Annotated in this window: 6 protein-coding genes and 1 rRNA gene; 2 read left to right on the top strand and 5 right to left on the bottom strand. The window is 61.1% G+C overall.

What is annotated here, in order from left to right:
* Positions 1-53 precede the first annotated feature (53 nt).
* From groL to lspA, 5 genes are all read right to left on the bottom strand, one after another.
* A complete protein-coding gene (groL, locus tag LKD37_RS16765; RefSeq protein ID WP_302930224.1) occupies positions 54-1,688 on the bottom strand; it encodes a chaperonin GroEL in 1,635 nt (544 codons plus the stop codon).
* Between the two features lie 36 nt (positions 1,689-1,724).
* A complete protein-coding gene (locus tag LKD37_RS16760; protein ID WP_302930223.1) occupies positions 1,725-2,009 on the bottom strand; it encodes a co-chaperone GroES in 285 nt (94 codons plus the stop codon).
* A 171-nt stretch (positions 2,010-2,180) separates the two neighbouring features.
* Positions 2,181-2,825 carry a CDP-alcohol phosphatidyltransferase family protein gene (locus tag LKD37_RS16755; protein WP_302930222.1) on the bottom strand — a complete coding sequence of 215 codons (645 nt, stop codon included), beginning with the start codon at positions 2,823-2,825 and terminating at the stop codon, positions 2,181-2,183.
* A gap of 30 nt (positions 2,826-2,855) precedes the next feature.
* A complete protein-coding gene (locus LKD37_RS16750) occupies positions 2,856-3,776 on the bottom strand; it encodes an RluA family pseudouridine synthase (protein WP_302930221.1) in 921 nt (306 codons plus the stop codon).
* Entirely contained in the window at positions 3,745-4,239 is a 495-nt protein-coding gene (lspA, locus tag LKD37_RS16745; protein WP_302930220.1) for a signal peptidase II, read from the bottom strand. Before lspA ends, LKD37_RS16750 begins: the two co-directional genes overlap by 32 nt.
* Before the next feature lie 217 nt (positions 4,240-4,456).
* Between lspA and LKD37_RS16740 the strand changes: the two genes are divergently transcribed.
* Positions 4,457-5,101, top strand: coding sequence for a hypothetical protein (locus LKD37_RS16740; RefSeq protein WP_302930219.1), 645 nt, complete (start codon positions 4,457-4,459; stop codon positions 5,099-5,101).
* Between the two features lie 652 nt (positions 5,102-5,753).
* Positions 5,754-5,813, top strand: a 16S ribosomal RNA gene (locus tag LKD37_RS16735); the annotation flags it as partial.

Raw genomic sequence — 5,813 nt, 5'->3', positions numbered from 1 at the left:
GCCTGCTATGCAGGCGCCGGTTTTTGTTATGCGGTTATGCCCTTGCGGGGGGATTAATACATGCCGCCCATGCCGCCCATGTCGGGTGCGGGGGCTGCGGGAGCTGCGGGCTGGGGCTTGTCGGCCACCAGAGACTCGGTGGTCAGCACCATGCCGGAGACGCTGGCGGCGTTCTCCAGTGCGGAACGGGTGACCTTGGCGGGATCCACGATGCCGCTGGCGATCATGTCGCAATACTCCTCCTTGTAGGCGTCGAAGCCGTAGCCGTTCTTGCCGGAGGTGCGGACCTTCTCCAGAATCACGGAGCCGTCCAGGCCGGCGTTGGCGGCAATTTGGCGGATGGGCTCCTCCAGAGCCTTGGCCACAATCTGCACGCCGGTCTTTTCGTCGCCCTCGACGTCGGCCAGCAGGGCGGTGACGGCGGGGATGATGTTGACGAAGATGGTGCCGCCGCCGGCCACGATGCCTTCCTCAACGGCGGCCTTGGTGGCGTTCAGGGCATCCTCGATGCGCAGCTTCTTCTCCTTCATCTCGGTCTCAGTGGCAGCGCCCACCTTGATGACGGCCACGCCGCCAGCCATCTTGGCCAGCCGCTCCTGGAGCTTCTCGCGGTCATACTCGCTGGTGGTGTTGCCGATCTGGGCGCGGATCTGGGCCACGCGGTCGGCAATGGCCTGCTTGTCGCCCATACCGTCGACGATGATGGTGTTCTCCTTGGTGACCTTCACCTGGCGGGCACGGCCCAGCATATCCACGGTGGCATCCTTCAGGGTCAGACCCAGCTCCTCGCTGATGACCTGGCCGCCGGTGAGGATGGCGATATCCTGGAGCATCTCCTTGCGGCGGTCACCGAAGCCGGGAGCCTTGACGCACACCACGTTCAGGGTGCCCCGCAGACGGTTGACGATCAGGGTGCTCAGAGCCTCGCCCTCCACGTCCTCGGCGATGATAAACAGCTTCTTGCCGGCCTGGACCAGCTGCTCCAGCAGAGGCAGAATGTCGGAGATCACGGAGATCTTCTTGTCGGTGATGAGGATATACGCATCGTCGATGAGGGCTTCCATCTTGTCGGTGTCGGTGACCATATAGGGGGTGATATAGCCCCGGTCGAACATCATGCCCTCCACCACCTCGGAATAGGTCTCGGCGGTCTTGGACTCCTCGATGGTGATGACGCCGTCGGCGGAGACCTTCTCCATGGCCTCGGCGATGAGCTTGCCGATGAAGGCGTCGCCGGAGGAGACGGTGCCCACGCGGGCAATGTCGTCGGTGCCGTTGACCTTCTGGCTCTGCTGGCGGATGGCGGCCACGGCGGCATCCACGGCCTTGGCCATGCCCTTCTTCATGACGATGGGGTTGGCGCCGGCGGCCAGGTTCTTCAGACCCTCGCGGATCATGGCCTGGGCCAGCAGGGTGGCGGTGGTGGTGCCGTCGCCGGCCACGTCGTTGGTCTTGGTGGATACCTCACGCACCAGCTGAGCGCCCATGTTCTCAAACGGATCGTCCAGCTCGATCTCCTTGGCGATGGACACACCGTCGTTGGTGATCAGGGGCGTGCCGAACTTCTTATCCAGCACCACGTTGCGGCCCTTGGGGCCCAGGGTGATCTTTACGGTATCGGCCAGCTGATTGACGCCGGACTCCAGAGCTTTGCGGGCTTCCTCGCCGCGCTTGATAATCTTAGCCATAGTATTGCCTCCTAATTAAAACAGACAGCGAATTTTTTACTCAACGATAGCCAGGATGTCAGCCTGCTTGACGATGATATACTCCACGTCCTCCAGGGTGACCTTGGTGCCGGCATACTTGTCGGTGATGACCTTGTCGCCGGGCTTGACGGTCATGGTAACGGTCTTGCCGTCCACAACGCCGCCGGGGCCCACGGAGATCACTTCCGCCACAGAGGGCTTCTCCTTGGCAGAGCCGGTGAGGATGATGCCGCCCTTGGTGGTCTCCTCCGCCTCCGTCATCTTCAGCACAACGCGATCAGCAAGCGGTGTCAGTTTCATAGTTGGTTCCTCCTTATATCTTTACATAATAAACGAGTTCAGCGTTAGCACTCGACTTCCTGGAGTGCTAACGCTGATTATCATACCACACTATTTGGATTTTGCAAGGGGGATTTTGGAAAAAATTCAAAAATTCACAAATTGGTCAAATATGGACAGGGGACCTTCCGGTCACAGCCGCCCCAGAGCGGCCAGGATCAGCCCCGCCAGCTCCAGAGCCCCCACCGCCGAAAGAAGGCAGATGGCGGCAAGGCCGGGCTTGGGAATGCGCAGCGGGGTCACATACAGCGCCGCCAGCAGCAGCATTCCCGCCGCCAGGATATACGGCCCGCCGGGCAGCAGCAGGCCCAGCAGGTAAAACAGCGGAAAGACCAGGGCACTGGCTGTGATGGGCAGGCCCAGATAGTATTTCCGCCCGCCGCCCTCCGTCTGCTGGCGCTCCTCCTCGGTGACGTTGAAATACGCCAGCCGGATCAGTCCCGCCAGGGTGAACACGCACAGCGCCGCCCCATACCATACCGGAGTTGGGGCATCGCTCCACCGGCTCCAGGCGCAGTAGCCCGCCACCGACGGCAGCGCTCCGAAGCACAGCACGTCGTTGAGTGAGTCAATCTGGATGCCGAAGGACTGCTGCTGATGGCTGCGGTCCTTTTTGGTGCGGGCAATGCGGCCATCGAAGCAGTCCAGCAGTCCCGCCGCCAGCAGGCAGAACACAGCGGTCAGGTGCCGCCCCTCCACCGCCTGGAACATACCCGTCACCCCCAGGGCCGTGGCGGCGTAGGTGGCCAGCACCGTATAGTCATAAAAGCCGATCATAGGCACATCCTCATTTTCATATCTCATGCTTCACGCGTTCCGCCGCAGCTTTTCCAGCATGCGCACGAACTCCTCCGGCAGGGGGCAGGTCAGCTCCACCGGCTCCCCGGTGCGGGGGTGGATGAACCGCAGGCCCACCGCGTGGAGGCACTGGCCCGTCAGCCCGGCCACGGACTTTTTGGCCCCGTACACCGTGTCCCCCAGGATGGGGTGGCCGATATAGGCCAGATGGACCCGGATCTGGTGGGTGCGGCCGGTTTCCAGACGGCAGCGCAGATGGGTGACGCCGGGATACCGGGCGATGACCTCCCAATGGGTCACGGCCTCCCGGCCCCCCTGCCGCACCACCGCCATGCGCTTGCGGTCCACCGGATGGCGGCCGATGGGGGCGTCCACGGTGCCGCTGTCCTCCCGGAAATTCCCCACTGCCAGACATTCATAGGTCCGGGCCAGGGTGTGGTCCGCCAGCTGGGCCGCCAGGGCCAGATGGGCTGCATCGTTTTTGGCGGCGATAATGAGGCCGCTGGTGTCCCGGTCGATGCGGTGGACGATGCCGGGACGCTTCTGGCCCCCGATGCCGGACAGGCTCTCCCCGCAGTGATACAGCAGGGCGTTGACCAGGGTGCCGTCCGGGTGCCCAGGGGCCGGATGCACCACCATGCCCGTGGGCTTGTTCACCACGATGACGTCCCGGTCCTCATACACCACGTCCAGGGGGATATTCTGGGGCCGGGCCTCCGGCTCCTCCGGCTCCGGCAGCTGCACCTCCAGCACCTGGCCCGGCTGGACCCGCAGGTTCTTCGCCGCCGGGCGGCCCCGGTCCGTGACCCGCCCCTCCTCCAGGAGCCTTGCGGCGGCGGACCGGGTCAGGCCCTCCAGCCGCCGGGCCAGCAGGCTGTCCGCCCGCTGTCCCGCTTCTTCACTTGTCACCGTCAGGCGTATCGTTTCCATGCGGACGTTCCCTCTTGTCGTATTTGTCGTAGAAGAACAGGTAGTACACGGCCCCCAGAATCGCCCCCACCACCACGCAGCAGTCGGCGAAGTTGAACACCGGATAGGAAAACAGGGTCAGGTCGAACATATCCACCACATAGCCCCGGAAAAGCCGGTCGATGAGGTTTCCCACGCCTCCGGCCAGGATCATCACCCCGGCGATCACGCCCAGGGGATGGCGCACGATCCGCCGCACCAGCAGATACGCCACCGCCGCCATCAGCAGCACCGTCACCACCGCCAAGGCCGTGGTCTGGCCGGAGAAGCTGGACCAGGCCGCGCCGTAGTTATGTACCCGGGTCAGCTGCACGATCCCCGGCAGAAACGCCGCCGACTCCCCCAGAGCCAGGTGCTCCACCGTCCAGTATTTGATAAGCTGATCCGCCCCCAACAGGGCGGCGAATAACACAATGTACCACATGAGCGAAGTGTTCCTTCCTGTGAAAATACCTAATTTATGATTATATCGTATCTCCGTCCCTATTGCAACCGCGAAATAAGGTGTACCAAATTTTAACCATATTGTCACCGTTTTGTAACTATTATTCACCATTTTGAGATGAATTTGCCGGGAAACTCCTGTATACTACAAGTACAGTAAGGGAAAAACCAACATTCACCTCGGGAAAGGAGTCGCCATGAAGAAGACGGTATTGCTGCTGGCAGTGTGCTTGATGCTGGGGCTGTGTGCCTGCGGCCTGCGCGGGCAGAGCGTAGCGAGGAATACCGTCGAGCCTGTGCATTTCTCCGCCCCGGCGGTCCGACAGGACGCAGCCCCGGCGGAGGAGCCCCGGGTGACCCTGCCCCAGGGGGCCAGCCTGCTGACGGAGCAGGAGCTCCGCTGGTTCGGCGGCAGCTGCTTCAATGTGTTGCCGTCCCGGGGACCCAACCTGTTCCTGGCCGCCTCCTATGACCGGGCGGAGGATATGGATCTGGCATCCCTGTTTGCCGCCGGAGCCGGAAGCCGGGAGCTGTCCGACCGGGAGTTGCGGCAGCTGGGTATGGACGGCTGCGCCCGCCTGACGGCGGTGGAGCTAGAGGATCTGCTGCTGCGCTGCACGGGGCTTGGTCTGGCGGATATGTCCGACAGCGCCTTCCACGGCCTGGTATACCTGGCGGATTTCGACGCGTACTATGCACCGGCCGGTGACGCGGGCTATGTCCGCTTCCAGTACGGCTGCCACAACCCCGACGGCACCGTGACCCTGCGCTATCCTGGTGGCAGCGTGACCCTGCGGCAGGACGCGGGCCGCTGGGTGACAGCTTCCAACATCCTGGACTGACGGGGCGGCGAGAGCACCCATCAGATACTCCCTTCTGTTCTTTTCTTTCATCTCTTGCCAAAAGGCGGTCCCATTCCCCCGGGGCCGCCTTTTGGCACATTATAATATAGGTGTATATGGCTTGCAAGAAGTGAACGAAATTATAACTGTACAGACCATAACCCCACCTTCTGGCAGGGATAAAAAAGTTGAAAAATGCGGGAAAAAGGTGTTGACAAATGGGGAATGGGGTGGTATTCTAACAAAGCTGTCGGCGAGAGCCGCGGCGGAGACACGGAGAACCGAAAAAAACAAGACTTCCCGAAAAAAGTTCTTGACAAAGCGAGCTCGATGTGGTATCCTAAATAAGTCGTCTGTAAAGACGGCGAACGACAAACGGTTTCAAAAAATGTGAAGAATGTCGAAAAAAGTTCTTGACAAACGAAACTGCTTGTGGTAAAATACCAACTGTTCCGCGGGTGCGGGGCGTGTATCTTGTAAATTAAACAATGAACGAACAAAGCGCCAGACGGGAGCGCATCGGAAGATGCGCGACTGAAAAGCTCGGACGCTGGGGTTTAGTCAATTACCCAGTGTTTGAGCAGAGTTTATGAAGCTATGGAAAATAGCTCTGTAAAATGATTAGCTCAGCGGAAACGCTGTGTTGATACGATTTATAGAGAGTTTGATCCTGGCTCAGGACGAACGCTGGCGGCGTGCTTAACACATGCAA

Origin of the sequence: Brotocaccenecus cirricatena (assembly GCF_020687045.1) — a bacterium.
Lineage (GTDB): Bacteria > Bacillota > Clostridia > Oscillospirales > Oscillospiraceae > Vescimonas > Vescimonas cirricatena.
The sequence above is the reverse complement of the archived record's forward strand: the minus strand, read 5'-3'. Positions and strand labels throughout refer to the sequence as shown.

Excerpts from the sequence above, each read along its gene's own strand:
- LKD37_RS16760 (WP_302930223.1), bottom strand. The coding sequence starts at position 2,009 with ATGAAACTGACACCGCTTGCTGATCGCGTTGTGCTGAAGATGACGGAG.
- groL (WP_302930224.1), bottom strand. The coding sequence starts at position 1,688 with ATGGCTAAGATTATCAAGCGCGGCGAGGAAGCCCGCAAAGCTCTGGAG.
- LKD37_RS16740 (WP_302930219.1), top strand. The coding sequence starts at position 4,457 with ATGAAGAAGACGGTATTGCTGCTGGCAGTGTGCTTGATGCTGGGGCTG.
- LKD37_RS16755 (WP_302930222.1), bottom strand. The coding sequence starts at position 2,825 with ATGATCGGCTTTTATGACTATACGGTGCTGGCCACCTACGCCGCCACG.
- LKD37_RS16750 (WP_302930221.1), bottom strand. The coding sequence starts at position 3,776 with ATGGAAACGATACGCCTGACGGTGACAAGTGAAGAAGCGGGACAGCGG.
- lspA (WP_302930220.1), bottom strand. The coding sequence starts at position 4,239 with ATGTGGTACATTGTGTTATTCGCCGCCCTGTTGGGGGCGGATCAGCTT.